This is a genomic window from Allobosea sp. GW821-FHT12C12, from assembly GCF_058807355.1.
Window position 1 is genome coordinate 66,222 of record NZ_JBXAQP010000004.1, and the last position, 26,214, is coordinate 92,435.

Genomic DNA, 26,214 nt, shown 5'->3' on the forward strand with positions numbered 1-26,214 from the left:
AGGTCATGGAAACGATGGTCAGGCGTGACAGAGCGCGGCCGCCCCCGGCAGCGCCTTGACGGCGGAGACGCGGGCCTGCGGCAGCATCGGAAAGGTGACGAGCGAGATCTCCCAGAGATCGATCCGCTCGAGCCGGCGGTAGCCGGTGCGCGGCTCGGTGCGGGCCTTTTCGGGCCGGAAGCCGATCGAGAGCCCGTCGACCGCGCCTTCGCGCATCAGCGCATGGATTTCGCGGGCCCGCGCCACCGCCAGCGACAACTGGCCCCGGACGAAGAGCCCGCGCGGATCCTCGATCAGGCTGATCCAGCGGCCGAGCGGCTCGGCCGGATCATGCTGCCAGAGCAGCTTTACGCCGGCCGGCCCGCGCCGGACCAGGCTTTCGCGAAAGGCGCCGGGCTCGACGATGTCCTTGCAGAGATCGGCGATGCGGAACAGGCTGGCATAGCCCTCGAACAGGCCGTCCGGCCTGATCCGTGCCGGCGGCAGGGCCAGGTATTTCGTCTCGCGGGCGAAGGGGCCGGTCGCAAGAGCGGCCCTCATCGGCTGTCCTCCCCGGCCTTGCCGTTGCGGCGTTCGAGCCTTGCGAGCGTGCCGAGGAAGCGCCCGAAGGTCGCCGCTGGCGTCGTGCCTGGCTTCGGCGTCGGCTCGGATGGCCGCGGCCCCCTTCCGGCCGGGGCCCGCTTGTCGCCGGATCGCGTCATGACTTGTCCTCCAGTTCTTGGCGTGCGTTAAAATCCTGGCGTGCGTTGAAGCGGTTGAGCTCGCGGACGAAAGCGTCGAAGCGCTGGTTGGCGGCGGTCATTTCGCGGAGCATCAGCCAGGCGAGACCCGAGGCAGCCGCCGCCCAGAGCAAGAGGCTGAGATGGCCGACATCGGCCTTGCCGACGAATGCCGTCAGGATCGGGTCGAGCGCGTTCATGTCCGGGTCTCCGTCTCGACGGGACCGGCGCGGCCATAGCCGACGGCCTCGCGCTTCTCGTCGGCGCTGAGGAAATCGGCCGAGCCGACCCGCCGCCACAGCGATTCCCGCTCCTCGGCCAGCGCCTCGATCGCGTCGAGATCGGGCGCGAACGTGAGGGCGTCGCCGAAGGCCGGCCCGAGCCATTGCGCCAGCGACTGCGCCGTGCGCCTGACGAGCGGGATCGCGGTCTGCCTCCAGAAGGCGCGGTTGGCCTCGGCGAAATTGGCGTGGGTGTTGTCGCCCGGCAGGCCGAGCAGCAGCGGCGGCACGCCGAAGGCGAGCGCGATCTCGCGGGCGGCGACGCCCTTGGCGGCGACGAAATCCAGCTCCGCCGGCGTCAGCGAGAGCGGCTTCCAGTCGAGCCCGCCCTCCAGCAGCAGCGGCCGGCCGGCATTGCGGGCGCCCTGGAAGCTCTCCTCCAGCTCGCCCTTGAGCCGCTCGAACTGCGCCTCGGTCAGGCTCGCGCCGTCGGGCCCGTCATAGACCAGCGCGCCCGAGGGTCTCGCCGCATTGTCGAGCAGGGCCTTGTGCCAGTTGCTGGCGGCGTTGTGGATGTCGAGCGAACAGGCCGCCGCCTCGATCGGCGAAAGCCCGTAATGGTCGTCGACCGGATGGAACAGCGTCAGGTGCAGGATCGGCGGCAGAGAGCCCTCGTCCTGCCGGAAGCGCACCGTGTCGCCGCCGACCGTGTAGTCATAGGCCTCGGGCCAGCCGTCACGGCCGGGCACGATCCGCATCCGGTCTGGCCGCAGCGCATAAAGCTCGCGCGGCTCCGCGCCGACGCTGGCCGCCTCGACATAGGCGTTTCCGGCGACGAGCAGATGGCCATAGAGCATCTCGCGAAAGGCGATTCCGCCCTGGCGCGGATTGGGCCGGTCGATCAGCGCGAGCGCCGGGTGGCCAGGCTCTTCCCGCGCCCCGACCCTGGCGACGAGCGGCATCTGCGCCGCCGCCTCGGCGATCAGCCTGACGCAGCGATGCACGACCGGATTGCGCTCATAGCCCTCGCGGGCCAGCGCCGCATAGTCGCGCGGCGTCCAGACCGGCCGCCCGGCCTCGTGCAGCGCGATCAGCGGCCCGACGCGCGAGCGCTTCCGATCCGGCGCGGCGGCGCCGCGCAGGTTGCGTAGGAAATTGAGCATGGGGGCTCCCGAAACAAAAAAGCCGCCCAGTGGGCGGCTTGGACAGTCAGATGGCTGCCGGGGCTATCGCTTCTTGCGTTGCGGCTTCTGCGGCGGAGGTGGCGGCTTCTGTATTTTGCTAAGCAGATATTCTCGTCCGCCGATGAAAATCGAAACGATGCCGAGAAGGGTAGCGCCGCCCAACAATCCGCCCGCCACAGGATAGCCGGAGGTGGCGATCCAACCTGACGTGGCAAGAGCGCCAAGTGTCACGAGCAGCGCACCGATCTGGCCAATCATCCGCTCACGAGTCTCGGATCGCAACGCTTCTCTCTGCATGTCTTGTACATGCGCAAGATCGCTTTCCGCCATATTGACAATACGCTCCGCAAACCCAGGCGAGACGCCTTCGTATTCGGTCAAAACCCGCGGCGAGGGGAGCGGTCCTGAATGATGCTCGATATGCTCTCGAACGACCGATACAACCATCGCACGCTTCTCGCGGGGAAGGTCCGGTATTTTCTGTTGAAGTTCGGCCTCTATCGTTTTCGACGCGAGCGCGTCACATCCGACGTGCCGCCAATGCCCCTGCTTGGTTCAGCGCGATCACGTCTTTCTGTCACGAAGGCGAACCTTCTCGCGATCGACAGCACGGCCTAGACTGTCGCCGACAGATTTCCAGGCTCGGTTGATATTATCTCGCCTCGGCTCTTCGTACCGAGGGAGGCCACCCAAAAATACCAGCGGCGCGGAAAATCCGAGCAACAACCCCGCCTTCAAGCCAGTCGTTTTCGTAAGCGGCTTCACATCGACATCCATGCGGCGCACTCCGTCCCGCTCCATAAGGCGCGCTTGGTGTTTAACGCTGCGTTTGATGCTCATTGAAATGCGTATCCGTAGCTGGAAGTCAATCAGAGCCTGCTCATATTCCCCTCACCCGCGGCCGCCCCTTCGCCGCCAGCATCAGATGCGTCAGCGCCCAGACCAGCGCGTCGAGCCGGTCGGGCGAGCGGCCCGAGCTCAGGCCCGTCGGGCCGAAATCGCACATCTCGTCCTCGAGCTGCGGAAACCGCCCCGCATGGCGGACGCGACCCTGCGCATAGAGCGCCGCCACCGGCTCGGCCCTGAGATACTTGCCGCGCGTCGCCCGAACCGCCGTGACCGGCACGCCAGGATCGACCTCGCGGATAACGGAGGTCGCCATCTCGCCGCCCTGGTTCACCTCGACGACGAGCGCATCGGCCTCGAAGCGACGGTAGAGCGCGATCGCCTTGGCCGCCCATTCATGCGGCCGAGCGCCGGACACGGTGCCGTCCTCCAGCACATGGCCGATGCCGTCGCCATCGATGCCGGCGACGACGAGTCCGCAGGAATCGGCCCGCTGCGAGGACGAGGCCGGCGGATCGACCGCGACGACGATCCGCGCCAATCCGGTCGGCGCGGCCTCGCGGCAATCCTCGATCATCGCCCGCGTCCAGAGCGCGTCCGCGCTTTCCTCGACGATCTCGCCGTCGATCTCCTGCCGGCCGAGCCGCGTTCCGCCATAGGTCTTGGTGATGCCGCGAATGAACTCCGGCGCGAGATTGTAGCGGTTTGCGGCGGTCGCGGCCCGGCTGACCGCCACATGCGGATCGGTCAGAAGCCGCTTGAGCAGCGGCACGGGGCGCGGCGTCGTGGTGACGATCTGGCGTGGCCGGTCGCCGAGGCGCAAGCCGAACTGCAGCATGTCCCAGCACTCCTGAAGATTGGGCCATTTCGCCAGCTCGTCCGACCAGGCGGCGGAAAATTGCGGCCCGCGCAGCCCTTCCGGATCTTCGGCCGAGAACACCTGCGCGATCGCGCCGTTCGGCCATTCCAGCCGCCGGCGCGACGGATACCATGTCGGCCGCTCCCAGCGCGTATGGATCGAGAGCAGCCCGGAGACGCCCTCGATCATCACGTCGCGGACCTGGCCTTGCGTCTCGCCGATCAGTGCGATGCGGCCGGTGGGCGCATCGGCAAAGGGCGGAAGTCCAAGCGCCATGCCCTTGATCCATTCCGCCCCGGTGCGGGTCTTGCCCGCGCCGCGTCCGCCGAGAACCAGCCATATGGACCATTGCGCCGTTTCCGGCGGCAACTGGTCGGGCCGGGCCCAGATCAACCACTCGGCGAAGATGACCTCACATTGATCAGGCGTCGCCTTCGGCAGTAGCCGCCTGAGAAGAGGGATCCGCCTGTTCGGCGGCAAGGACTTCAAGACGTCGTGCAAGCTCCTTTCGAAGCTCTGCAACGTGGCGCAGTCCGGCGGCGGGCGAGAGTTCATCGGTCGATTTGCCCTCCTGGCCCGCGGCCGCGCCGTCCAGCGCGACGAGTTCGCGCACCGTTCGGGCGAGCACCGCCAGCGCCTTGGCGTCTGATTCGGCGGCGGCCGCGCCCTTCGGCGATTCGTCGAGGCGCGCCTCATGCGCCTCCAGTTGCCGCCTGGCAGCCCGCCAGAGCCTGGAGACCACGGCCTTGCGGCCGACGGGCAAGCGCCTGCCCCTCGCGGCCGGCGGAGCCGGCGCGTCGTCGTCTTCGTCGGTCATGGCGGGAACCTCGATGGGCGGGATCGTGAGATGGCCGGACATGCAAAAGCCGCCGGCGGGAGAGCGCGGCGGCCTGGCGTCCGGTCACATTTCGTGAGCGTTCCTGATCTCTACCGGATCAGCGTCACGATGTCAAGGGATATTTTCCTATTCGTCACTTTTCATTGGATAGCGCGTTATTCGCGGAGGGCCGGCCCAAATCCAACGATCGACAAGGATCATGTCGATGACATCGGCATCGAGCCAGCCATCCATCGCATCGGGCAGTGTGAACGGCATGTCGTCGGGAGCAAACCAGCCCGAGCCGTAAGGGTAGCGGTCACCTTCAAACTCGCAGCCGTGCCGCTCCAGGAGCGCAAAAACGTCGGCCTCGCGATAGAACGGCATCAGGCTCGCAGAGCGATGCGTTTATCCACCCGCCGCTTCTCGGCTCGTCTCGCCTGCATCGCTCGCAGCATCGCGACTGCATCTGGCACACTGCGCTCGGCAACCTCGCGATCGACGTGGGCAACATAAAGCCCTGGCACATCTGGCGACGTGAAAACGTGCTGCGTGCCGACAACACGATGCTCGATGCGAATATCCATCGGACTTGCCCGCTTCCTGCGTGCCGGACATTATGCGCGCAACTGCAAGAACACGCAAATATGCTGTCCCTCACTGCAATATGGGCACAGATCATGCGCGAACAAGACAGCATCGCCGGCGATCACACCTCCTCCTTCTCCACCCACTTCATCGTCTGCGCCGGAACGTACTGCTCCATCCGGTCGAGCAGCGTCTCCGGCTGGGTGTCCGTCATCGCCATGGCGCGGTGGGTCTGCTTCAGGAAGCCGGCCTCGACCGTCTGGTCCAGGAATACGGCCAGCGGATCGTAGAAGCCCGCGACGTTCAGCAGGCCGAGTGGCTTGGAATGGATGCCGAGCTGGCCCCAGGTCCAAATCTCGAACAGCTCCTCGAATGTGCCGATGCCGCCAGGCATGGCGACGAAGCCATCCGAAAGCTCGGCCATCCGCGCCTTGCGGATATGCATGGTGTCGACGATCTCGAGCCGGGTCAGGCGATGGTGGCCGACCTCCTTGTCGCGCAGCGCGCGCGGGATCACGCCATGGACCTCGCCGCCGGCCGCCAGCGCCGAATCGGCGACGATGCCCATCAGCCCGACCGCGCCGCCGCCATAGACCAGCACCAGCCCGCGCCGGGCGATCTCGCGCCCCATGGCGCGCGCGCCCTCGGCGTAGACGGGCTCGTTGCCCGGATTGGAGCCGCAGAAGACGCAGACGGATTTCATGAAGCGAGAGCCTGCAAGATGCGCGCCCAGGAGCGCTGGCCCTTGTGAAACGAGGAGAGGTCGTATTTCTCGTTCGGCGAATGGACCCGATCGTCCTCCAGCCCGAAGCCGACGAACAGCGTGTCGAGGCCGAGCGTCTTCTTGAAATCGCCGCCGACCGGGATCGAGCCGCCGGTTCCGATGGTCACGACCCTGCCGCCCCATTCGTCGGCGAGAGCCTGCCGCGCCTTGACCAAGGCCGGCGTGTCCACCGGCACGGCGATGGCGGGCGAGGCGCCGTGCGCGATGAATTCCGCCGTCACGTCGGCCGGCAGCCGCTCGCGCACGAAGGCCTGGAAGGCGGCCGCGACCTTGGACGGATCCTGCTTGCCGACGAGCCGGAACGACACCTTGGCCGAGGCCTGGCTCGCGATCACGGTCTTGGTGCCCTCGCCGATATAACCGCCCCAGATGCCGTTGACGTCGCAGGTGGGACGCGACTGGATCTGCTCGATCAGCATCCGGCCCTTCTCGCCGATCGAGTGCTTGAGCCCGATCCCGCCAAGGAAGTCCTCCTCGGTCAGGTCGAGATCGGCCCAGTCCGCCTTCTGCTGGTTGGTCGGCTCCTCGACGCCGTCATAGAAGCCCGGCAGCGTGATCCGCCCGGTCTCGTCATGCAGCGCCGCCACGATCTTCGCCAGGACGTGGATCGGATTGGCCGCGGCGCCGCCGAACAGGCCAGAATGCAGGTCGCGGTCGGCGCAGGTGATCGTCACCTCCTGATAGACCATGCCGCGCAGCGAGGAGGTGATCGCCGGCGTCTGCCGGTCCCACATGCCGGTGTCGCATACCAGCGCGAAATCGGCCTTCAGCGCCTGCGCATTCTCGCGGATGAAGGGCGGCAGGTTGGCCGAGCCTGATTCCTCTTCCCCCTCGACCAGCACGGTCACGCCGACCGGCAGGTCGCCGGTCTCGGCGAGCGTCGCCCGCATCGCCTCGACGAAGGTCATGATCTGGCCCTTGTCGTCGCAGGCGCCGCGCGCCGCGATGACCCGGCGACCGGGCTCGATCTCCTTGACGACCGGCCTGAACGGCTCGCTCTCCCAGAGATGCAGCGGATCGACCGGCTGCACGTCGTAGTGACCGTAGAACAGCACATGCGGCGCGCCGGGTTTCGGCCGATGCGCCAGCACGATCGGCTGGCCGGGCGTGTCTCGAACCTCGGCGGCAAAACCCAGCGTTTCGAGATCGTCCCGGAGCCACTGCGCGGCGCGGCGGGTCTGCACATTGAAGGCCGGATCGGTGCCGATCGAGGGGATTTCGAGCCAGGCCGACAGCCGCGCCAGCGCGGTTTCGAGATCGGCATCGAGGCGGGAAAGGATCGCGGGAAGCTGTGACATGGCGCTCATGGGGACGTGCGCTCCCGGTCAGGGAGCCGATTCAGGTTGCGTCATCATGACAAGCCTTGACGGTGGCGTCAGCAGCCCGCCACGCATGGCAAGTCTGTCGGCTCTGGCAAAATCTGTCAGCGCCGCCCGCCCATCATGCTGCCGAGCACGCCGCGGAGGATCGCGGTGCCGACCTGCCGGCCGATCGAGGTCGCGGCCGAGCGCGCCGCCGAGGTTATGATCTTCTCTGTCATGCTCTGGGGCATCGCGCCGCCACGGCTGCCGGGGCCGGTCTTGGGACGCGGCGCATTGGAATTGCCGCCGATCCAGCCGCCGATCGTGTCCATGATGCCGCCACCGCCGGCGGTTCCGGCCTCGACCGGCGCGTCCTGCGTCTCGAGGTTCCTGCGCTTGGCAAGCTCCTCATAAGCCGAGTCGCGGTCGACCATGGTGTCGTATTTGCCCTTGTAGCCCGACTCGTTCAGCGCCTGCTGACGGATCTGCGCCGAGCAGGGTCCGACCTGTCCCATCGGCGGGGCGATCAGCGTGCGCTCGACCATGGTCGGCGTGCCCTTGCCCTCCAGCATAGAGGTCAGCGCCTCGCCGACGGCGAGTTGCGTGATCGCCTCCTCGGTCTTGAACTTGGGGTTCTGGCGGAAGGTTTCGGCCGCGGCCTTGACCGCCTTCTGGTCGCGCGGGGTGAAGGCGCGCAGCGCATGCTGGACGCGGTTGCCGAGCTGGGCCAGCACGGTATCGGGGATGTCGAGCGGGTTCTGCGTCACGAAATAGACGCCGACGCCCTTGGAGCGGATCAGCCGCACCACCTGCTCGACCGCCGTCAGAAGCACCTTCGGCGCGCCGTTGAACAGCAGATGCGCCTCGTCGAAGAAGAAGACCAGCTTCGGCTTGTCGAGATCGCCGACCTCTGGAAGCTGCTCGAACAGCTCCGACAGGAGCCAGAGCAGGAAGGTCGCGTAGAGCCGCGGATTGGCCATCAGCTTGTCGGCCGAGAGGATATTGACGATGCCGCGGCCGTAGCGGTCTGTCTTCATCAGGTCGTTGATGTCGAGCGCCGGCTCGCCGAAGAATTTCTCGCCCTTCTGGTTTTCCAGCACCAGCAGCGCGCGCTGGATCGTGCCGACCGTCTGGGCGCTGACATTGCCGTATTTCGTCGTCAGATCCTTGGCGTTGTCGGCGATGAAGGTGAGGATCGCGCGCAGATCCTTGAGGTCGAGCAGCAGCAGCTTCTGCTCGTCCGCGATGCGGAAGGCGATGTTTAGCACGCCTTCCTGGGTGTCGTTGAGATCGAGCAGGCGGGCGAGCAGCAGCGGCCCCATTTCGGAAATCGTCGCGCGGACGGGGTGGCCCTGCTCGCCGAACACGTCCCAGAACACCGTGCTGAACTGGTCCGCCTCGTATTTGACGCCGATCTCCTCGGCGCGCTTGACGAAGGGCGGCCTGGAATCGCCGGGAGCGGCGATTCCCGAGAGGTCGCCCTTGATGTCGGCCGCGAAGACCGGGACGCCGTTGCGCGCGAAACCTTCGGCCATGACCTGCAGCGTCACCGTCTTGCCGGTGCCGGTCGCGCCCGTCACCAGGCCGTGGCGGTTGGCGAGCCTGAGCAGGAGGTTTTCCTCCTTCCAGCTCTTGCCGATCAGGATCGCGCCCGAGTCCGTCTTTGCTTGGCCGGTATCCGCTTGCGCCATGATGTCCGCCTGTCATGTTATCGAAACCAGCAGGGTGTAGCGAAACGCAGGCGACGGCGGAAGCCCGATGCGGGGTTGATTAGATCGTTAATATGTGAACTATCGCGCGACATCTCACCAAAAGGATCAAGACGATGGATGAACTGATCTCCCGCATCATTGCGGTCTCCGGCCTTAACGAGGAGCTCGCGCGCAAGGCGATCGGCATCATCCTCGCTTTCCTGCAGAAGGAGGGCCCCCCGGCCGAGATCGGCCAGCTGATGACCTCGCTTCCCGGAGCGCAGGAACTGGCCGACGCCGAGGGCGGCGCCAAGGGCGGCCTGATGGGCATGGTCGGCGGCATGATGGGTGGCGGCGGCGGGGTCATGGCGCTCGGCGGCCAGCTAATGGGCGCGGGCCTCTCGATGGGCCAGATCCAGTCGGTCTCGAAGGAGATGTTCGCCGTCGGCCGCGAGAAGGCGGGCGAGGACACGATGGGCGCGATCGTCGGCGCGATCCCCGGTCTGGGCCAGTTCGTCTGAACCCGACCATCGCCTGAAAAGAGCTGCGGCGCCGCCCTCTCCGGGCGGCGTTTTGTTTCACATGCCGCCTTTGCACATGCGGCTTGCGACGAAGTAGGCATGGCGGCGAGGCCAGACCCATGGCAATCACCGCTTCGCGGTTGCACAATGGCGGCGAAAGGGAGCATTGGCGCAGATGAACTCGGCCCCGGCATCCGATCTCGGCTTCATGGACGCGTTTCCGACGCCGGCGATCGAGCAGTGGCGCGCGGCCGTCGACAAGGTGCTGAAGGGTTCCGATTTCGAGGAGCGGCTGGTCGGACGCACGGCAGACGGCATCCGCGTCGAGCCGCTCTATCCGGCCGCCACGCCGTCCCTGCGGCCGCTGCGAGCCGAGACAGGGCGCTGGCAGGTCAGCGCCCGCGTCGATCATCCGCGGCCCGAGCAGGCTTGCGCGCTGGCGCTTGCCGATCTGGAGGGCGGGGCCGATACGCTCGTGCTGAGCTTTTCGGGCGCCCGCGCCGCGCGCGGCTACGGCCTCGTCGCGGACGATGTCGCGGCCCTCGACGCGGCGCTCGACGGCGTCCTGCCCGACCTGATCCGCCTGCGCCTCGATCCCGCGCCGCAGGGCCGCGTCAATGCGCTGCTGCTGGCGGCGCTGGTCGAAAGCCGGGGGCTAGATCCGGCAACGACAGCGATCGATTTCGGGCTCGACCCGATCGGCGTGCTGGCGAGCCAGGGCCGCTTCGCCGCCGCCTGGCCGGAGATCGACCGTCGGCTCGCGGACATTATCGCGGCGCTCAAGGCGCGCGGCTTCGCCGGACCGTTCGTCACGGCCGACGCCCGGCCCTATCACGAGGCCGGCGCGAGCGAGGCTCAGGAACTCGGCGGCGCGCTCGCCACGGCGATCGCCTATCTGCGCACGCTCGAAGCGCAAGGCATGCCGCTGACTGATGCGCGCGACGCGATCTCCTTCGTGCTGGTCGCGGACACCGACGAGTTCCTGACCATCGCAAAATTCCGGGCGGCGCGGCTGCTCTGGGATCGCGTCCAGGGCGCCTGCGGCCTGACGCCGAAGCCGATGGTCCTGCATGCGGAAACGGCCTGGCGCTCGCTGACGAAACGCGACCCTTGGGTCAATCTGCTGCGCGCCACCGTCGCGACCTTCTCGGCCGGCGTCGGCGGCGCGCACTCGCTGACGGTCCTGCCCTTCACTGCCGCGCTTGGCTTGCCCGACGGTTTCGCCCGCCGCGTCGCCCGCAACACCCAACTCGTCCTGCTGGAGGAAGCCAGCCTCTGGCGCGTCGCCGATCCGGCTGCCGGCGCCGGCGGTTTCGAGGCGCTGACGCAGGCGCTCTGCGAACAGGCCTGGAGCAAGCTGCAGGATCTGGAGCGCGAAGCCGCCGAGGGCCTGCCCGGCATCATCGCCGCGCTGGCGAACGGCCATATCCAGAAGGGCCTCGCCCGCGAGCGCGAGACACGCGGAAGGGCGATCGCGACGCGGCGCGAACCGATCACCGGCACGAGCGAATATCCCGATCTGGCCGAGGCTGCCGTCAGCGTGCTGGCCGTGGAGCCGACCAAGCAGGCCAAGGCGAAGCTGCCTCTGGCCGAGGCCTCGGACCAGAAGGCGGACGACCTGATCGCACGGCTCGCCGAGGGTGAGCCGCGCTCGCGGGTGCTGCCCGCGCCGGAAGCCGGTTTCGAGGTCGAGCCCCTGCCCTCCGTTCGATGGGCCGAGCCCTTCGAGGCGCTGCGCGATCGCGCCGACGCGGCGCCGGAGCGACCACGCGTCTTCCTCGCGACGCTCGGCAGCGTCGCCGGTTTCACCGCCCGCGCCGGGTTCGCCCGCAACCTGTTCGAGGCGGGCGGCATCGCAGCGCCCGGCCATGACGGCTTCGCGGCCGTTTCAGGGACCGATATCGAAGCGCTGGTCGCGGCCTACCGCGCCTCGGGCGCGCGCCTCGCCTGCCTCTGCGGCTCCGACGCAGCGTATGAGGCCGAAGCGGCCGCAGCGGTGTCGGCCCTTCGTTTGGCCGGTGCGACGGTCTGGCTGGCCGGCAAGCCCGGCGACACCGAAGGAGCACTGCGCAAGGTTGGCGTGGAGTTCTTCGTTTTCGCCGGCTGCGACGCGGTGGCAGGACTGGAGCAGGCGCAGGCAGCCATCCTGCCGGCCTTGCCAAAATAGCGCTTTTTTGCTATGGAAAATAACTCGGGCTGGTCGTTTCAGTTCTTGAACGGCTTAGTGCGCGACGAAGCAGATTCGCTTCCCGCGGACATGAGTTCGAAACTGCTCCGCTACGGATCACTGATCGTCAGAGAAGGGCTTAGCGCGCTACCGCCACAGCAGTGAAATCGTCGGGCGACAAGCTCTGGGAACTGCGTCTGACCGGCCGCGACGGAATTGCCCGCGCAATTTATGTCACAGCAATTGGAAAGCGCGTCTTGGTCGTCAGGATTTTCATCAAGAAGACCGAGACATCGCCACACGAACTGCGTTTGGCACGATACGCGCCAAGGAGATAGCATGATCGATATTATGGAATGGGGACGTGAGAAGCTCAAGAACGACCCCGAATTCAAGCGCGAATACGACGCGCTTGAGGAGGAGTTCGCTCTCCTGACTTCATTGCTTCGCGCCCGCACCCGCGCCGGACTGACGCAGGAAGAACTCGCCCAGCGCATGGGCACGACGCAGTCCGTCGTCGCCCGGCTGGAGAGCGGCCGGGGCAAGCCCTCGACGCGCACGCTGGAGCGCTACGCCAAGGCGACCGGCACGAAGCTGCGCATCACGCTGGAAGTCGCCGGGTGAGCACGGCCTTCCCCATCGCGCTGACCATCGCCGGCTCGGATTCGAGCGGCGGCGCCGGCATCCAGGCCGACCTCAAAACCTTCGCGGCGCATCAGGTCTATGGCGCGAGCGTGATCGTGGCGCTGACGGCGCAGAATACGCGAGGCGTCACTGGCATCCACGCCGTTCCGGCCGATTTCGTCACGGCACAGCTCGACGCGGTCTTCTCCGATCTCGACGTGGCAGCCGTGAAGATCGGCATGCTGGCGACGGCGGAGCTGATCGAGACCGTCGCCGCCGGTCTCCTCCGGCACAAGGCCCGCAACATCGTGCTCGATCCGGTGATGGTCGCGGCCTCGGGTGCGCGGCTGCTCGAAGAGGCCGCGATCGCGGCGATCCGCGAGCATCTCTTTCCGCTTGCCACGCTCGTGACCCCGAACCTGCCCGAGGCGGCCGCCTTGCTCGACGAAGGGCCGGCCGAGACCGACCAGGCGGTCGACGCGCAGGCCGAAAAGCTCGCGGCGCTCGGCGCGGCCAACGTCCTGATCAAGGGTGGGCATGGCGGCGGCGAGGTCAGCAGCGACCTGCTTCGGCTCTCAGGCGGCATGCGTCAGCGCTTCGACGCGCCGCGCGTCGAAACCCGGAACACGCATGGCACCGGCTGCACGCTGTCCTCGGCGATCGCGGCGAACCTCGCCAGGGGGCTGGCGCTTCCCGAAGCAATCGGACATGCCAAGAGCTATATCTCGGCCGCCATCGCCGCCGCCGACCGGGTTCGCGTCGGCCATGGCCACGGGCCGGTGCATCATTTCCACCATTGGTGGGACGGGGCGTCGGTTGAATGACGGCCGATCCCGGCTCCTCCCATCCGCTGCGGATGCGCCGCGAGATCGCGCTGCTCGAGCACATGGACGGCCGGCCCTGGCGCAAGGCCGCGATAGGCGCCGGCGTCGGCATGATCTTCATCGCGCTGCTGATCATGGGCGTGGCAGCCAGGCTCGACTACTTCATGTATCATCCGCTCGCCGTGACCACGGCCGCGCTCGCGATCGCGGCGCTGGCCAGACGCCGCGCGGCGTTGGCCAAACTGGAGAAGCGGGCATGAGCGCTATCCCCGATTTCACGACGCTGGCTTTTAGCGGCGCCGACACGCCGCCATCCGTCTCCGACGCCCAGAGCGAGCCCTGGCTGACACCTGAAGGCATCCCGGTAAAGCCGGCCTATGGTCCAAAGGATCGCGACGGCCTGCCCTTCGTCGATACGCTGCCGGGCATCGCACCCTATCTGCGTGGCCCCTACCCGACGATGTACGTCAACCAGCCCTGGACGATCCGGCAATATGCCGGCTTCTCCACGGCCGAGGACTCCAATGCCTTCTACCGGCGCAATCTCGCCGCCGGCCAGAAGGGGCTGTCGGTCGCCTTCGATCTCGCCACCCATCGCGGCTATGACAGCGACCATCCGCGCGTCGGCGGCGATGTCGGCATGGCCGGCGTCGCGATCGATTCGATCTACGACATGCGCACGCTGTTCTCCGGCATCCCGCTCGACCAGATGAGCGTCTCGATGACGATGAACGGCGCGGTACTGCCGGTGCTGGCGCTCTACATCGTCGCAGCCGAGGAGCAGGGCGTGCCGGCGGCCAAGCTCTCGGGGACGATCCAGAACGACATCCTCAAGGAGTTCATGGTCCGCAACACCTATATCTACCCGCCCTCGCCCTCGATGCGGATCATCGGCGACATCTTCGCCTACACCTCGGCCAACATGCCGAAATTCAACTCGATCTCGATATCCGGCTATCATATGCAGGAGGCTGGAGCGACGCAGGACCTCGAGCTCGGCTACACGCTCGCCGACGGCGTCGAATACATCCGTGCCGGGCAACGGGCAGGCTTAGGCGTCGACGTCTTCGCGCCGCGGCTCTCCTTCTTCTGGGCCATCGGCATGAACTTCTTCATGGAGGTGGCGAAGCTGCGGGCCGCCCGGCTGATCTGGGCCAAGCTGGTCAAGGATTTCGGCGCGCAGAACGAGAAGTCGCTCCCCTTGCGCACCCATTGCCAGACCTCGGGCTGGTCCCTGACGGCGCAGGACGTTTTCAACAACGTCCCGCGCACGATGATCGAGGCGATGGCGGCGACGCAGGGCCACACCCAGTCGCTGCACACCAACGCGCTCGACGAGGCGCTGGCGCTGCCGACCGACTTCTCCGCCCGCATCGCCCGCAACACCCAGATCCTGCTGCAGCAGGAGAGCGGCACGAGCCGGATCATCGATCCCTGGGGCGGCTCCTACTATGTCGAGCGTCTGACCGCCGATCTCGCCGCCAGGGCCTGGAGCCATATCCAGGAGGTCGAGGCGCTGGGCGGCATGGCGAAGGCGATCGAGGCCGGCATTCCAAAGCTGCGCATCGAGGAGGCCGCGGCCAAGACGCAGGCCCGCATCGACGGCGGCCAGCAGGCGATCATCGGCGTCAACTGCTTCAAGCCCGAGAACGAAGCGGCGATCGACGTGCTCAAGGTCGACAACGCCTCGGTCCGCGCCCAGCAGCTCGACAAGCTCCGGCGGCTCAAGGCCGAGCGCAACGAGGCGGAGACGCAAGCCGCGTTGACAGCGCTGACCAATGGCGCGCAAGGCGGCGGCAACCTGCTCGACCTCGCGGTCAAGGCGGCGCGCGCCAAGGCGACCGTCGGCGAGATCTCGATGGCGATGGAGCAGGTGTTCGGGCGCCACCGCGCCGAGATCAAGTCGATCTCGGGCGTCTACAAACGGGAGGTCGGCACGATGAATCCCGCCGTGACGCGCGTGCAGGCGATGTGCGAGGCGTTCGAGGAGGCGGACGGGCGCCGCCCGCGCATCCTCGTCGCGAAGATGGGGCAGGACGGGCACGACCGCGGCCAGAAGGTGATCGCGTCGGCCTTCGCCGATCTCGGCTTCGACGTCGACATCGGGCCGCTCTTCGCCACGCCTGACGAGGCGGCGCGCCAGGGCGTCGAGAACGACGTCCACATCATCGGCGTCTCCTCGCTGGCGGCGGGCCACCTCACGCTGGTGCCGGAGCTGAAGGCCGCGCTCGCTCAGGCCGGCCGGCCGGACATCATGATCGTGGTCGGCGGCGTCATCCCGCCACAGGATTTCGACGCGTTGATGCAGGCGGGCGCCAGCGCGATCTTTCCGCCGGGCACGGTGATCGCCGATGCCGCCGAGAAGCTGCTGGAGGAGCTGAACGATCGTCTGGGCTATGCCCAAAGGGACGCGGCGGAGTGACAACGCATTCGGACAGACTAAATCGCGGCTGACGGCTGCGAGTTTGCGGACCACGGTCCTGTCCCCTGCGACGGGGCGGAATGAGCCCCTCGCCTGATGCGCAATCTCGCGGAAGCGATCCGAACGGCGCCCGAGGCCGGCGTTGACGCGGCATTTATCCGCGCGCGAACCTCTCCCGCTTCATCAGCAGCGAGGCCGCGATCACCACGATCGCGACGCCCGCGATCAGCAGCGTGCAGGCGGCGTTGATCTCGGGCGAGACGCCGAGCCGGACCGCCGAATACAGCCGCATCGGCAGCGTCGTCGCGCCGGGGCCCGTGGTGAAGCTCGCGATGACGAGATCGTCGAGTGAAAGCGTGAAGGCAAGCAGCCAGGCCGCCGCCACGCCGGGCGCGATCAGCGGCAGCGTCACGGTGAAGAAGGTCACGAGCGGCGTCGCGCCGAGATCGCGCGCGGCCTCCTCCAGCGCGGTGTCGAAGCGCGCCAGCCGCGCCCGCACCACGATCGTCGCGAAGCCAAGCCCTGGCGTGGCGTGCGCGATCGTCACCGTCCAGAAGCCGCGCTCGACATCGAGCGAGACGAACAGCAGCATCAGCGCCAGCCCCGTGATCACCTCCGGCATGACCAGCGGGGCCAGCACCATGCCGGAGAACAGCGTGCGTCCGGCAAAGCGGCCATGCCGCGCGAGCGCCAGCGCGGCCAGCGTGCCCAGCACCGTCGCCAGCGTGGCCGAGACGAAGGCGAGCCGCAGGCTGAGCCAGGCGGCGTCCAGCAGAGGCTGGTTCGACAGCAGCGCGCCGTACCATCGCGTCGAGAACCCGCCCCAGACCGTCACCAGCCGCGAAGCGTTGAAGGAATAGGCGACCAGCGCCACGATCGGCAGATAGAGGAAGGCGAAGCCGCCGATCAGCGCCAGTACGAGGCCGGGGCCGAGCCGCCTCATGACGCCTGTCCCCGCGTCCGCTGAAGCAGCATCAGGGGCAGGACCAGCACGACGAGCAGCACAACGGCGACAGCGGATGCCAGCGGCCAGTCGCGGTTGGAGAAGAACTCGGTCCAGAGCGCCTTGCCGATCATGGTGGTGTCGGGGCCGCCGAGCAGGTCGGGAATGACGAACTCGCCGATCGCCGGAATGAAGACCAGCGCAGAGCCCGCGAGGACGCCTGGAAGCGATAAAGGCAGCGTCACCGAGAGAAAGGCGCGCAGCCGCGTCGCGCCGAGATCGGCGGCGGCCTCCAGCAGCGTGGGGTCGAGCTTCTGCAGGCCGGTGAACAACGGCAGCACCATGAATGGCAGGTAGGAATAGACCATGCCGATCAGCACGGCGGCTTCGGTGTTGAGCAGGCGCAGCGGTTCAGTCGTCAGGCCGAGCCAGAGCAGCGCCATATCGAGCAACCCTTCCGGCCGCAGGATGCCGATCCAGGCGTAGACGCGGATCAGGAAGGAGGTCCAGAACGGCAGGATTACCAGCACGATCAGCGCGCTTTGCCAGCGCGCGGGCGCGGCCGCCATCGCGTAGGCGAGCGGATAGCCGATCGCGAGCGCCGCCAGCGTGGTCAGGCCGGCGATGCGCAACGAGGTCAGGTAGCTCCGCCAATAGAGGTCGTCGCTCGCGATCAGCCGGAAATTGTCGAGATCGAGCGCTTCGAGGAAGCTATCCAGCTCGGCGAACCCCTGGAAATGCGGCGCGTAGGGCGGAATCGCGGTGTCGGCGTCCGACAGCGCCATGCGCAGCACGATCGCGAAGGGGATCAGGAAGAACAGCATGAGCCAAAGATAGGGGATCGCCGGCACGAGCCGGCCCAGCCGCCCGCGCGGCGCGCCCGCGCTCACGGCCGCAGCACCATGCCGGCCTCGACATCCCAGGAAAGCCAGACCTCGTCCTCCCAGGCGAAGGGCCGCACGATCCGGCGGCTGCGGTTGGCGAGCGAGACTTTCAGCAGCGCCTCGCCGACCATGACCTGCACCATGGTGATGTCGCCGAGATAGCCGATGTCCCAGATCGCGCCGCAGACCTTGTTGCAGACCTGCGCCGGCTCGTCATGAGACAGCGCGATCTTTTCCGGCCGCAGGCCGACCATGACGTCGTCGCCGGCTGCCAGCGTCGGCGCGTCCTCGTCGAGCTCGACCATGCCGGCGAGCGTCGTCTCGACCGAGACGAGAGCGCCCGCGACGGCCGTGACCCGTCCCTCCAGGATGTTGATATCGCCGACGAACTCCGCGACATCGCGGTTGGCCGGCGCCTCGTAGATCACGTCCGGCGGGCCGATCTGGATCAGCCGGCCATGGTCCATCACCGCCATCCGGTCGGCCATGGTCATGGCCTCGTCCTGGTCGTGCGTCACCACCATGAAGGTGGTGCCGAGCTCGTGCTGGATGTTGACCAGCTCGAACTGCGTCTCCTCGCGCAGCTTGCGGTCGAGCGCCGCCAACGGCTCGTCGAGCAGCAGCAGGCGCGGCCGCCGCGCCAGCGCCCGGGCGAGCGCGACGCGCTGGCGCTGGCCGCCGGAGAGCTGGTCGGGCCGGCGGGAGCCCAGCCCGTCGAGCTTCACCAGCGCCAGCATCTCACGCACGCGCTCCGTGATCTCGCCTTTGGGCAGGCCCTGCCGCTTCAGCCCGTAGGCGACGTTGTCGGCCACGCCGAGATGGGGAAACAGCGCATAGGACTGGAACATCATGTTGACCGGCCGCAGATGCGGCGGGGCCTGCGTGATCTCGACGCCGTCGAGCAGGATTTGCCCCTCGTCGGGCTGCTCGAACCCCGCCAGCATGCGCATCAGCGTGGTCTTGCCGCAGCCGGACGGACCCAGCAGCGCGAAGAACTCGCGCGGATAGAGCTTGAGCGACAGATCGCAGACCGCCGTGACGGCGCCGAACCGCTTCTTCACGTTCCGGAACTCGACCAGCGGCTGCGCGGCTGGATCGTTCCAGGGTTGGAAGGACCGGCGCAGGCCTCCGAACGAGGCCTTGCGCATCGCTCCGCCGCGCCCGCCCTCGACGCTCACTTGCCGGTCTTGACGCGCGTCCACAGCCGGTTGACCGTCCTCTGCGCCTTCTGGTCGTAGGGCGTGATCGTGTAGAGCCGGCCCATCACGGCGTCGGTCGGATAAATGCCGGGATTGTCGCGCACGGCGGCCGAGAGCAGCGGTTTCGAGGCCAGATTGCCGTTTGCGTACTGGATAAAGTCCGAGTTCTTCGCAGCCATGGCCGGGCGATTGACGAAGTCGATGAATGTCAGCGCGGCCTCCGCATTGGCGGCATCCTTCGGGATGACGAAGGAATCGAACCACATCAGCGCGCCCTCCTTCGGAATGGAATAGGCGACCTGGACGTTGTTCTTGGCCTCCTCGGCGCGTTTCTTCGCCTGCAGGACGTCGCCGGAATAGCCGACCGCGAGGCAGATATCGCCGTTCGCCAGCGCGTTGATGTATTCCGACGAGTGAAACTTCTGGATATACGGCCGGATCTTGCGCAGCAAATCGCCGGCCTTGTTCAGATCGGCCTCGGCCTTGGAGTCGGGGTTCAGCCCGAGATAGCGCAAGGCGGCGGGAAACATCTCCTCGACGGCGTCGAGCACATGCACCCCGCAATTGGAGAGCTTCTTCAACTGGTCCGGATCGAACAGTATCTTCCAGCTGTCGATGACGGCGTCCGGCCCCAGCCGCTCCTTCACCTTGGCGACGTTGTAGCCGATCCCGGTCGTGCCCCACATGTAGTTCACGGCGAACCTGTTGCCCGGATCGTATTTCGCCAGCCGCCCCTGGATCTCCGGCCAGGCGTTCTTCAGGTTCGGGACCTTGGCGGCGTCGATCGGGGCGTAGAGCCCGAGAGGGATGTGGCGCGGCAGGAAGGACGCCGTGACCACGATCAGGTCGTAGCCGGTCTTGCCGGCGAGCAGCTTGGTCTCGACCGTCTCCATCTGGTCGAAGGTGTCGTAGACGACGGTGACGCCGGTCTCCTTCCTGAAGGCGTCGAGCACCTCGGGATCGACATAGTCGGACCAGTTGTAGATGCGCAGTTCCTTGTTCTGCGCCTGCACCGGCCCGGCCGCCATCAGCGCCAGCGCCGCGCCCGCCAGAATGCCCTTCAGCCAACCCTGCCCCGCCATCTTGTCGTCTCTCCCTGGCGCTTCGCCGCGCCCGTCCCCGCTCCGCCGAGAAGCTAGCAGCTTGGCCGCGCGCCTCAATGAATTTCGATCGGCCCGAAATGCCGCGGCCCGTCATCCGATCTTGCGATGCAACAAGCCCGCCACGTATCGTGGCCCATGCGCTTCGCCCGACGCTTTCTTCTCGCCTTCACCCTGCTGTTCCTGGTCCCGCTCGCCACCCATGCGGCGTGGTGGTCGTGGCAGCCGCTCGCCGGCGACTGGCGTCGCGCCGACTGGTCGAGCGCCAGATTGCTGCCGGCGGCCGCGATCGAGCCGGAAGCGACCATCCATGTCTTCGCCGCCCGCGTCGGGCGCTGGCGCGGCATCTTCGCGCATCATTCCTGGGTGGTCGTGAAGGAGAAGGGCGCGCGCGCCTATACGCGCTTCGACGTCGTCGGCTGGGGCACGCCGGTGCGCGTCAATCATCGCGAGGCCGATGGCCGCTGGTTCGGCAATGCGCCGGAACTCGTGACGGAGGTGCGCGGCGAGGCGGCCGAGCGCCTCATCCCGCGCATCCGCGCCGCCGTCGAGAGCTATTCCTACAAAGCGCCGGGAAGCTATCTCGCCTGGCCCGGCCCGAACTCGAACAGCTTCGTCCAGCATGTGCTGGCCGAGGTGCCGGAACTCGGACAGGCCCTGCCGCCGACCGCGATCGGCAAGGATTTTCGCGACGCCGGCCTCTTCGCCGGGCTCACGCCCAGCCGCACCGGCATCCAGGCCTCGCTCTACGGGCTGGCCGGGATCACGCTCGGCTGGGTCGAGGGCGTCGAGATCAACCTGCTCGGCCTGGTCGCCGGCTTCGACCTGCGCAGCCCTGCGCTGAAACTGCCGGGCTGGGGACGGATCGGAGTTTAGTCTCTCTCCGCCAAAGCCTTTCCGTCATGGCCGGACTCGTCCCGACCAGCCACGTCTTGCGCCGTCGAGAGCTATGTCCAGGACGTGGATGCTCGGCGCAAGGCCGAGCATGACGGGTCGAACTTCGCGCTCGCGACCATCGAGAAGCGCGGCGGCCTGCCGCGGATCTGAGACGCCGCCCTGCAGTGCGTGCCGTCGCGGCCTCAGGCTCCGGCGCGATCCATCGCCCGGCGCACCACCTGCGTCACCTCGCTGTCGGAGAGGAAGAGATCGTGCCGCAGCATGCTCCAGCCGCGCCCGGAGGTATCGGCGACGCGCACGCCCAGCGCCTCCAGCCTGACGCGATCGGCCGCGCCGGCGCGCGCCACACCGCCGGCGATGCGGGCGGAGACCGCCAGCGCCCTGTCGCCCGGATCGATGATCAGCGTCATCCGCCGCGCCAGCGGGCCGAGCTTGGAGACGGTCTGCTCGAAGGCGTCGATGTCGATATCGGGCGAAGCGAAGACGATCGAGCTGATCCGGGCCGTGATGTCGGCCGACTCGCGCAGTTCGCGCAGGCCTTCCAGCGTGAGGAAGGTGCCCATCGAATGCGCGACGATATGAATGCGGCCGACCGTCGGATTGTCGACGAGCGCGCGCAGCGCCTGCGCGAATCCGTCGCGCGACCAGAGCGCGCTCTCCCGGTCATAGGCATAGTCCAGAAGTCCGCCGCCCGAGGGCCAGCTGAACAGGGCGGTGCGGCCCTGGAACTCGAGCGCATGCGAAAGCTGGCCGGCGCTGCGCGCAGCCGATTCGAAGGTCTCGTTGTAGCCGTGGACATAAAGCAGCACGTCGCGCCCGGTAGCGGCTTCGCCAAAAGCCCGCGCCGCATCGCTCGTCGCGCGCTTGCCGAGGCCGAGCACGGCCCAGTCGCCGCTGACCGCGGACGCGACCTGACCCGATATGCCGCGCCCGGGCGGAGCAAGCTGCGCCTCGGCGAAGCTCAGGCCGGCGCGCTCGCGTCCGAAGAAGGGCGCCCGCCCGCCGGTCGGCTTGCGCGTGGTCGCGACGAGCAACACCGGCTCCTTGCCGAGCGCCGAGGCGTCGGCTCGCGTCGGCTCGGAAAAGGGCGACACGGCGGCCTCGGTCTGAGCGCAGGCGGCGAGCGTCGTGGACAGCAGCGCCAGCAGCACCGAGCGCCGGCAAAGGGATGCGTGCCTTAAATCGGGCATGGGCGGAACCTGTCCGGACGTGTGGGAACGGCCGAGTTGGCCAGCCGCGCCTTAACGACAGGCTAACGCGGCCAGATTGCGGCGATCGTTCTACCGTCCGATGACGGCGCCCGGCGCTGACACCACCAGATTGACCGTCGAGCCTACGGTGCCGACGACACCGCTGGCGACATCGCCCAGCCTGTCGCCGAACCCGGGGCCGGCCGTCGCGATGCCGCCATCCGCCTGGAGCCTGCGGCCGATGAGTTGCACGACCTTGGGCGAGGCCGCGAACTTGGCGTGGTTGAGCCGGTCGCTGGTCGAAACCTCGGAGAGGTCGATGATCGTCGCCCCGGCCCTTTCGAGATCGGCGACGATCTCGGTGTCCTTCGCCGAAATCGCTCCCAGCCGCGTCTTGTCCCCGGCGAAGCGGCGGGAGAAGGCGAGCGCGCGATCGTCGGCCGAGACGAAGACCGTGACCGGGCGCTTGATCTGGCGCATCTGCGTCTTGAAGACGTCGAGATCGACGTCGGGAGCGGCCAGCATGACGTCGCGCAGCTTGCCGCCGAAATTGCCGTCGCCGCGGATGGAGGCCTGCCGCAGCGCCTCCAGCGTCAGGAACGTCCCCATCGAATGCGCCAGGATGTCGATGCGGGTCGAGCCGATGTCGCGGGAGATGGCGCGCAGGTTGAGCTCGAGAAAATCGCGCGAGTAGATCGCGCTCTCGCGGTCGTAGGGGTACTGCAGGAGCTGGCCGCGCGACGGCCAGGTGAACAGCACCGCCACGCCCTTGAAGCCCGCGTCGTGGACGATCTGGGCGAAGCGATAGGCGGCGTCGGCGAAGTTCGTGTTGTAGCCATGGACGAAGACGAGCACGTCCCGCTCCGAGGCCGGCCGGCTCTGGATTTCGCGGCGGACCCGCTCCAGCGTTCCCTGCAGGGCCAGCGGTTCGACCGAGGCGACGGCGAAATGCTGGGACGGCACGGTCTGGCCGCCGCTGCCCGGCAATTCCAGCTCTCCCGGCTTGTGCGTGCGCGGAACCGTGATGTCGAGCTTGGCGAAGGCGAGCTTCGGGCCGCGCTCGCCGGTGAAATATTGCGGCTGGTCGGCGGCCTCGCGGGTCGTCGCGACGAAGATCCGCACGGTGCCGGCGATCTCGTCCGGCTTCGCGGCCGACAGGATCAGCGTGCGCGGCGGCCCGCCGCAGGCCGCCAGGACGAGCGGAGCCAGCAACGCCAACATGACAAAACGAAACCGGCAGGCCGCGCGCATGACGAAACAGGTCTCACCAAACCGGCCGATCATCAAGATGCAAGCGTGACACAGCGACGACGGCAGGTTGCGCTTGTCGGAGCGGCGGCAGGCTTGCTACTGGCCTGTGATGTCCGCCGTCGCCGCGCCGCTCGCAGCTCTCGCCGACGCCGTCCTCGCCGGCGAGCGGGCGGCCCTGGCCCGCGCCATAACCCTGGCGGAATCGCGCCGGGCCGACCATCGCGAGCAGGCGCGAACGCTGATCCAGGCGCTGCTGCCGCATACCGGCGGCGCGATCCGCGTCGGCATGACCGGCGTGCCCGGCGTCGGCAAGTCGACGACGATCGACGCGCTCGGCAGCTTTCTCACGCGACAAGGCCACAAGGTCGCCGTGCTCGCCGTCGACCCGTCCTCGACCCGCACCGGCGGCTCGATCCTCGGCGACAAGACGCGTATGGCGCGGCTCGCGGTCGATCCCGACGCCTATATCCGGCCCTCGCCGTCCTCGGGCACGCTCGGCGGCGTCGCGGCGAGGACGCGCGAGACGATGCTGCTCTGCGAGGCGGCCGGCTTCGACGTCATTCTGGTCGAGACGGTCGGCGTCGGCCAGTCGGAGACCGCCGTCGCCGACCTGACCGACTTCTTCCTCGTGCTGATGCTGCCCAATGCCGGCGACGAATTGCAGGGCATCAAGAAAGGCATCATCGAACTCGCCGACATGATCGCGGTCAACAAGGCCGATGGCGCTGGCGCCGCCGCAGCCAAGGCTGCCGCCGCGCAGTATCAGGCGGCGCTGCATATCCTCGCCCCCGCCTCCCCGCTCTGGACGACGCCGGCCGTCACCATCTCCGGCCTGACCGGCGAGGGCCTGGACGCGATGTGGGCCAGGATCGAAGACCACCGCGCCCGCCACGAGTCCAGGGGCCTGATCGCGGAAAGGCGCCGGCGGCAGGACGTTAAGTGGATGTGGGCGCTGGTCCAGGACCGGCTGGAGGCGAAGCTGCGCCACGACCCTGCCCTGAGGGCGCGCATGCCTGCGCTGGAAGCGGCGGTTGCGAATGGCGAACTCGCCGCGGCGGCCGCCGCCGACGAGATCGCGCAAGCGCTGGGCTTGTGAGGCGGTTATGAGCGCGCGACCGGACATCCTGATCACCGGGTTCGGCCCGTTTCCCCACGTCCGGGTCAACCCGACGACGGAGCTCGCGCGCGCCGTGGCTCTGCAACTGACCCGCTCGGGCATCGGGGCTGATCTGCTGGTGATGGAAACGAGCTATGCCGTCGGCTTGCCGAATCTGAAGGCCCACCTGGCTCGAACCCGGCCGAAGGCGGTGCTGATGCTCGGGCTCGCCGCCCGCGCCCGCTTCGTCAGGGTCGAACTGTTCGGGCGCGGCCATGCCAGCCGTCTCCACCCCGATGCGGCAGGCGCGACGCCGGCCGGGGCGCCGGCTCGCCGAAGCGCCCTGCCCCTGCTCACAACCGGAAACCCGGCCGGCTCGCTCGCCGCGTTCAGGCGCGCCGGCATCCGCGCCCGCCTCTCGGCCTCGGCCGGCCGCTATCTCTGCGACGCCTGCTATGCGGCGGCGCTGTCCTGGTCGATCGGGCGCGGCGTTCCGGTGATCTTCATCCACGTGCCATGGCCGCGGCCAAGCCCGGGGCAGCGAAAGAGCGGCAGCGTGGCTCCGTCCAGGCCGGATCGCCTCAGGCTGACCGGGGCGCTGGCGCGGCTCGGATGCTCGCTGGCGCGGTCCGGCCGACAGGCGGAGCGGCCACGACAGCGATGACGGCACGGCTCTTGAACCAATCCCGGTTCGAGGAGAATTCCATGCCCGTTTCGCGACGCTCCCTGATGGGAATGGCTCTTTTTGGCACGGCCGGCCTCTCCGCGCAGGCCGGGTTGGCACAGTCGCCGCCTCGCGCCGCCACGCCCGCTCCGCTCGGCCAGTTCGGTCTCGAGGCGACGACGCTCGGCCTGCGCCCCGGCTCGGCCGACGACCAGTCGCGCGTCCTGCAGAACGCGCTCGTCGAGGCCGCCAGGAGCAATGCGCCGTTGATCGTTGCGCCGGGACGCTATCGCATCGCCGACGTCGTGCTGCCGGAGGGCGCGCGGCTGCTGGGCGTTCCCGGCGCCAGCCAGTTCATCGCCGCGCAGGCCGGGCCGATGCTGGTCGCCAGGCGGATCAAGCGCGCCGCGCTCGCGGGGCTGATGCTGGACGGGCTCGATATCCGCACAAGTCAGCGCAACGGCTTGCTCGTAGCCGACGAGGTTCTGGACTTCAGCGTTCAGGACTGCGAGTTTGGCAATGCCGGCTCGGTCGGGCTGATGCTGAACCGCAGCGCCGGCGGCATCCGGCAGAGCCGCTTTCGCGGCATGCGCGAATCGGCGCTGTTCTCGCTCGATTCGCGCGGGCTCTCGATCGAGGCCAACCAGGTCGAGGATTGCGGCAACAACGGCATCCAGCTCTGGCGCGGCCAGCCCGGCGACGACCAGTCGATCGTGCGAGGCAACCGGATCAACCGCATCCGCTCGGACGCCGGCGGCGATGGGCCCAACGGCAACGGCATAAGCCTCTACAAGGCCGGCGGCGTCATCATCGAGGGCAACACCCTGCGCGACTGCGCGCTGACCTTCATCCGCAACAATTCCGGTTCCGGCGTGCAGATCATCGGCAATCAGGGCCGGCGCTGCGGCGAGGTCGGGCTCTATTCGGAATTCGCCTTCGAGGGCGCGATCATCACGGGCAATCTCGTCGAGGACTGCGCCCAGGGAGCCAACATCACCAATCTCGACCATGGCGGCAGGCTGTCCGTCTTCGCCAACAATATCGTCCGCAACGCCCAGCGCGGCTTTGCGCCGAAGGGCAAGGAGCTGATCGGCGGCATGGGCGTGCATGTCGAGGCGGAAGCCACGGTGACCGGCAACGTCATCGAGAACGCCAGCGAGATCGGCATCTCGCTCGGCTGGTCCTGGGGCATGCGCAATCTCGTCGCCACGGGCAACATGGTTCGCAAGACCGGCATCGGCGTCTCGGTCTCGCTGGTGCCGAAGGAGCGCAACGCCCTGATCGCCAACAACGTCATCACGGAGGCGAGCAAGGGCGCGGTCGTCGGGACGGAGTACGGCAAGGTCGTGACGGGCGACCTGACGAGGGCGGCAGATCAGCGCGCTGCCGGCGTCAGGGTCGAGAACAACGCGGTGGGGTGAG

The 26,214-nt window shown here is 68.0% G+C and carries 29 protein-coding genes; 11 read left to right on the forward strand and 18 right to left on the reverse strand.

Annotated features, from left to right (window positions below; all coding sequences use genetic code 11):
* Window positions 1-18: 18 nt before the first annotated feature.
* From AC1RRW_RS07020 to AC1RRW_RS07075, 12 genes are all read right to left on the reverse strand, one after another.
* Complete coding sequence (locus tag AC1RRW_RS07020; protein WP_492899921.1) at window positions 19-540, reverse strand: HK97 family phage prohead protease; 522 nt, start codon at window positions 538-540, stop codon at window positions 19-21.
* Window positions 541-697: 157 nt separating this feature from the next.
* Window positions 698-919, reverse strand: a complete 222-nt coding sequence (locus AC1RRW_RS07025; RefSeq protein ID WP_492899922.1) for a hypothetical protein — start codon at window positions 917-919, stop codon at window positions 698-700.
* A complete protein-coding gene (locus AC1RRW_RS07030; protein ID WP_492899923.1) occupies window positions 916-2,103 on the reverse strand; it encodes a phage portal protein in 1,188 nt (395 codons plus the stop codon). The genes AC1RRW_RS07025 and AC1RRW_RS07030 overlap by 4 nt, the downstream gene beginning before the upstream one ends.
* Window positions 2,104-2,166: 63 nt before the next feature.
* The gene (locus AC1RRW_RS07035) at window positions 2,167-2,571 is read right to left on the reverse strand and encodes a DUF2335 domain-containing protein (RefSeq protein ID WP_492899924.1); all 405 of its coding nucleotides are present in this window, start codon (window positions 2,569-2,571) and stop codon (window positions 2,167-2,169) included.
* A gap of 117 nt (window positions 2,572-2,688) precedes the next feature.
* The gene (locus AC1RRW_RS07040; protein WP_492899925.1) at window positions 2,689-2,964 is read right to left on the reverse strand and encodes a hypothetical protein; all 276 of its coding nucleotides are present in this window, start codon (window positions 2,962-2,964) and stop codon (window positions 2,689-2,691) included.
* 40 nt (window positions 2,965-3,004) lie between these two features.
* Window positions 3,005-4,309, reverse strand: a complete 1,305-nt coding sequence (locus AC1RRW_RS07045; RefSeq protein WP_492900217.1) for a DNA-packaging protein — start codon at window positions 4,307-4,309, stop codon at window positions 3,005-3,007.
* Complete coding sequence (locus AC1RRW_RS07050; RefSeq protein WP_492899927.1) at window positions 4,251-4,592, reverse strand: hypothetical protein; 342 nt, start codon at window positions 4,590-4,592, stop codon at window positions 4,251-4,253. Before AC1RRW_RS07050 ends, AC1RRW_RS07045 begins: the two co-directional genes overlap by 59 nt.
* Window positions 4,593-4,793: 201 nt before the next feature.
* Complete coding sequence (locus AC1RRW_RS07055; RefSeq protein WP_492899928.1) at window positions 4,794-5,033, reverse strand: hypothetical protein; 240 nt, start codon at window positions 5,031-5,033, stop codon at window positions 4,794-4,796.
* Window positions 5,033-5,233 (reverse strand): hypothetical protein, encoded by a 201-nt coding sequence (locus tag AC1RRW_RS07060; protein ID WP_492899929.1) that lies wholly within the window; start codon window positions 5,231-5,233, stop codon window positions 5,033-5,035. Before AC1RRW_RS07060 ends, AC1RRW_RS07055 begins: the two co-directional genes overlap by 1 nt.
* Window positions 5,234-5,355: 122 nt before the next feature.
* Entirely contained in the window at window positions 5,356-5,937 is a 582-nt protein-coding gene (locus AC1RRW_RS07065; protein ID WP_492899930.1) for an LOG family protein, read from the reverse strand.
* Window positions 5,934-7,316, reverse strand: coding sequence for a M20/M25/M40 family metallo-hydrolase (locus AC1RRW_RS07070; RefSeq protein WP_492900219.1), 1,383 nt, complete (start codon window positions 7,314-7,316; stop codon window positions 5,934-5,936). Before AC1RRW_RS07070 ends, AC1RRW_RS07065 begins: the two co-directional genes overlap by 4 nt.
* A 125-nt stretch (window positions 7,317-7,441) precedes the next feature.
* The gene (locus AC1RRW_RS07075; protein ID WP_492899931.1) at window positions 7,442-9,010 is read right to left on the reverse strand and encodes a helicase HerA-like domain-containing protein; all 1,569 of its coding nucleotides are present in this window, start codon (window positions 9,008-9,010) and stop codon (window positions 7,442-7,444) included.
* A 134-nt stretch (window positions 9,011-9,144) separates the two neighbouring features.
* Here AC1RRW_RS07075 and AC1RRW_RS07080 point away from each other — a divergent pair, with 134 nt between their 5' ends.
* The 7 genes from AC1RRW_RS07080 to scpA all read left to right on the forward strand — a co-directional run bounded on the left by AC1RRW_RS07080 (window position 9,145) and on the right by scpA (window position 15,568).
* A complete protein-coding gene (locus tag AC1RRW_RS07080) occupies window positions 9,145-9,531 on the forward strand; it encodes a hypothetical protein (RefSeq protein WP_068185236.1) in 387 nt (128 codons plus the stop codon).
* Between the two features lie 175 nt (window positions 9,532-9,706).
* A complete protein-coding gene (locus AC1RRW_RS07085; RefSeq protein ID WP_492899932.1) occupies window positions 9,707-11,698 on the forward strand; it encodes a methylmalonyl-CoA mutase family protein in 1,992 nt (663 codons plus the stop codon).
* A gap of 161 nt (window positions 11,699-11,859) precedes the next feature.
* A complete protein-coding gene (locus tag AC1RRW_RS07090) occupies window positions 11,860-12,036 on the forward strand; it encodes a type II toxin-antitoxin system RelE/ParE family toxin (protein WP_492899933.1) in 177 nt (58 codons plus the stop codon).
* A 1-nt stretch (window position 12,037) separates the two neighbouring features.
* On the forward strand, window positions 12,038-12,322 hold the full coding sequence (locus tag AC1RRW_RS07095) for a helix-turn-helix domain-containing protein (protein ID WP_492899934.1): 285 nt from the start codon (window positions 12,038-12,040) through the stop codon (window positions 12,320-12,322).
* Window positions 12,319-13,146, forward strand: a complete 828-nt coding sequence (gene thiD, locus AC1RRW_RS07100; RefSeq protein WP_492899935.1) for a bifunctional hydroxymethylpyrimidine kinase/phosphomethylpyrimidine kinase — start codon at window positions 12,319-12,321, stop codon at window positions 13,144-13,146. The genes AC1RRW_RS07095 and thiD overlap by 4 nt, the downstream gene beginning before the upstream one ends.
* Complete coding sequence (locus AC1RRW_RS07105) at window positions 13,143-13,406, forward strand: hypothetical protein (protein ID WP_492899936.1); 264 nt, start codon at window positions 13,143-13,145, stop codon at window positions 13,404-13,406. The genes thiD and AC1RRW_RS07105 overlap by 4 nt, the downstream gene beginning before the upstream one ends.
* A complete protein-coding gene (gene scpA, locus AC1RRW_RS07110) occupies window positions 13,403-15,568 on the forward strand; it encodes a methylmalonyl-CoA mutase (protein WP_492899937.1) in 2,166 nt (721 codons plus the stop codon). Before AC1RRW_RS07105 ends, scpA begins: the two co-directional genes overlap by 4 nt.
* Window positions 15,569-15,722: 154 nt before the next feature.
* On the opposite strand, the gene AC1RRW_RS07115 is transcribed toward scpA, so the two are convergent.
* The 4 genes from AC1RRW_RS07115 to AC1RRW_RS07130 are packed head-to-tail and all read right to left on the reverse strand — an operon-like array spanning window position 15,723 to window position 19,676.
* Window positions 15,723-16,511 carry an ABC transporter permease gene (locus AC1RRW_RS07115; RefSeq protein ID WP_492899938.1) on the reverse strand — a complete coding sequence of 263 codons (789 nt, stop codon included), beginning with the start codon at window positions 16,509-16,511 and terminating at the stop codon, window positions 15,723-15,725.
* Window positions 16,508-17,401: an ABC transporter permease gene (locus AC1RRW_RS07120; RefSeq protein WP_492899939.1), complete on the reverse strand. Its 894-nt coding sequence runs from the start codon at window positions 17,399-17,401 to the stop codon at window positions 16,508-16,510. The genes AC1RRW_RS07115 and AC1RRW_RS07120 overlap by 4 nt, the downstream gene beginning before the upstream one ends.
* Window positions 17,398-18,543, reverse strand: coding sequence for an ABC transporter ATP-binding protein (locus AC1RRW_RS07125; protein WP_492900220.1), 1,146 nt, complete (start codon window positions 18,541-18,543; stop codon window positions 17,398-17,400). The genes AC1RRW_RS07120 and AC1RRW_RS07125 overlap by 4 nt, the downstream gene beginning before the upstream one ends.
* Before the next feature lie 26 nt (window positions 18,544-18,569).
* Window positions 18,570-19,676, reverse strand: a complete 1,107-nt coding sequence (locus AC1RRW_RS07130; protein WP_492899940.1) for a polyamine ABC transporter substrate-binding protein — start codon at window positions 19,674-19,676, stop codon at window positions 18,570-18,572.
* A 156-nt stretch (window positions 19,677-19,832) separates the two neighbouring features.
* Here AC1RRW_RS07130 and AC1RRW_RS07135 point away from each other — a divergent pair, with 156 nt between their 5' ends.
* Window positions 19,833-20,570, forward strand: coding sequence for a DUF3750 domain-containing protein (locus AC1RRW_RS07135; RefSeq protein WP_492899941.1), 738 nt, complete (start codon window positions 19,833-19,835; stop codon window positions 20,568-20,570).
* A gap of 203 nt (window positions 20,571-20,773) precedes the next feature.
* On the opposite strand, the gene AC1RRW_RS07140 is transcribed toward AC1RRW_RS07135, so the two are convergent.
* Together AC1RRW_RS07140 and AC1RRW_RS07145 are read right to left on the reverse strand one after the other, a co-directional pair.
* Window positions 20,774-21,781, reverse strand: coding sequence for an alpha/beta hydrolase (locus AC1RRW_RS07140; RefSeq protein WP_492899942.1), 1,008 nt, complete (start codon window positions 21,779-21,781; stop codon window positions 20,774-20,776).
* Between the two features lie 90 nt (window positions 21,782-21,871).
* Window positions 21,872-23,002, reverse strand: coding sequence for an alpha/beta hydrolase (locus AC1RRW_RS07145; protein WP_492899944.1), 1,131 nt, complete (start codon window positions 23,000-23,002; stop codon window positions 21,872-21,874).
* A gap of 139 nt (window positions 23,003-23,141) precedes the next feature.
* Here AC1RRW_RS07145 and meaB point away from each other — a divergent pair, with 139 nt between their 5' ends.
* From meaB to AC1RRW_RS07160, 3 genes are read left to right on the forward strand one after another with little or no spacing between them, the layout of a single operon-like run.
* The gene (meaB, locus tag AC1RRW_RS07150; RefSeq protein ID WP_492899945.1) at window positions 23,142-24,128 is read left to right on the forward strand and encodes a methylmalonyl Co-A mutase-associated GTPase MeaB; all 987 of its coding nucleotides are present in this window, start codon (window positions 23,142-23,144) and stop codon (window positions 24,126-24,128) included.
* A gap of 7 nt (window positions 24,129-24,135) precedes the next feature.
* Window positions 24,136-24,792 (forward strand): pyroglutamyl-peptidase I family protein, encoded by a 657-nt coding sequence (locus AC1RRW_RS07155; protein WP_492899946.1) that lies wholly within the window; start codon window positions 24,136-24,138, stop codon window positions 24,790-24,792.
* A gap of 41 nt (window positions 24,793-24,833) precedes the next feature.
* A complete protein-coding gene (locus AC1RRW_RS07160; RefSeq protein WP_492899947.1) occupies window positions 24,834-26,213 on the forward strand; it encodes a TIGR03808 family TAT-translocated repetitive protein in 1,380 nt (459 codons plus the stop codon).
* The last annotated feature ends 1 nt before the right edge of the window (window position 26,214 follow it).